This window comes from Methylosinus sp. Ce-a6 (assembly GCF_009811655.1).
GTDB lineage: Bacteria > Pseudomonadota > Alphaproteobacteria > Rhizobiales > Beijerinckiaceae > Methylosinus.
The window spans coordinates 1-1,379 of record NZ_BGJX01000080.1 but is presented as its reverse complement, the minus strand read 5'-3'; the positions used below and the strand labels follow the sequence as shown (position 1 = coordinate 1,379).

2 protein-coding genes are annotated in these 1,379 nt (G+C 58.4%); both read right to left on the bottom strand.

Translation table 11 applies throughout. The features are described from left to right. Nucleotides 1-181: 181 nt before the first annotated feature. Nucleotides 182-541 (bottom strand): EamA family transporter, encoded by a 360-nt coding sequence (locus Mspo_RS19385; RefSeq protein WP_159732925.1) that lies wholly within the window; start codon nucleotides 539-541, stop codon nucleotides 182-184. Further along, a complete protein-coding gene (locus Mspo_RS19380) occupies nucleotides 538-1,224 on the bottom strand; it encodes a class I SAM-dependent methyltransferase (protein ID WP_159732923.1) in 687 nt (228 codons plus the stop codon). Before Mspo_RS19380 ends, Mspo_RS19385 begins: the two co-directional genes overlap by 4 nt. Between the last annotated feature and the right edge of the window lie 155 nt (nucleotides 1,225-1,379).

Genomic DNA, 1,379 nt, shown 5'->3' with positions numbered 1-1,379 from the left:
TAACGAATCACAACCGATTCATCCGATTCAACTTTCTTCTTCCACAAATCCGCCCACTGAGTCAGCTACTTGTGGGTGATTGAAAGCCACGGCGGAGGGTTACGCTTCGATGTCTCTCACACGCCAACAGAAAGCCTCGTCAGCCGCCTGTATATAAAGTCCCGCAGGGAGCGAGCCCGGCTCACCAATCGGCAGAAGCGATGATCACTCCGACGCAGATGACGACCGAGCCGACGACCAATTGAGGCGCGATCTTTTCGCCCAGCACCAAGTAGCTCATCATCGGCACAGCGATGAAGCTGGCAGACATCAACACATACGCTTGATTGAGGGGAATCGTCTTCAACGCGATGATCCAGCCGACCGTCGACGCCGCATAGATAGCCAGGGCTAGTAGAAAAATGCCAAGTGTGGGGCCATCGCGTACGAGATCGAGAATCTCCCCGATACGCGAACTGCAAATCTTGAAAAGCACCTGACCAACGGCAAGAGCCGTGACGCAGGCCGCTATCAGCGCGTAGCTTGTCGCAGGGAAGCTCATATCGTTATATTCACCGCGAAGATGAGGTTGACGTCCGTTTGCGACACTAGGCTCGGCCACCAGTATTCCTGTCGGTTGGCAAAGTGGTGACGGAGGATAGCGACCAGATTTGTGATGGAATTAATGTGCTCCAACGCCATCACGTAGTCGTAGTGGAGGCCGCGCCTGCGCGCCGCGGCGCGCGGCCCGAGCATGCGACCGAGTCGCCACGCTAGGCCGGGATCGCACGGAAGAACGATGCTGAGCACGCCACCCGGCTTCAGAACACGGCGCCACTCCTCGATCACTAGGTGCGGCGATGACAAATGCTCGAGCACGTGGGTTGCGATGAGGCGATCAAAGCTTTGGTCGGCAAAGCTCAGCCCGCATGCGTCTTCGGTCCTAAGCGTGAGCCTCGGGTCCGCGTATTGAAGCGCCGCCCGCTGCAGTTGCGCGGTCATGTCCTCCTGGCCATCCGTCATGACGTATTCATCGAAATGATGGCGCACGTAGCGTAGGTGAATGCCACTCCCGGCCCCGACCTCGAGGACACGGGCGAATTTTCGCGTCGCCGAATATGGCTTTTCTATCAGGACATGGCTACGCCGCAGAACGAAGCCACTCAGGCCACAGTCATAGTTCTCGCTCTCGTATTCCTCGGCGCGGGCGCCTGACCAAATGGAGTCGTGCTGCTTGCGTGCCACAGAGTCCACCTATTCTTCAGAGACCGCATCCAGAAATGCCGGCCCCGGTTGTTTGGACAAAGCCCCGCGGAAATCGAGTGACGCCCTGCCGAGCGATGCACAGCCCTGCGAGCGCCCAGAATACGCAAAGCAGAATGGCGCGGGCGTAGAGCGGA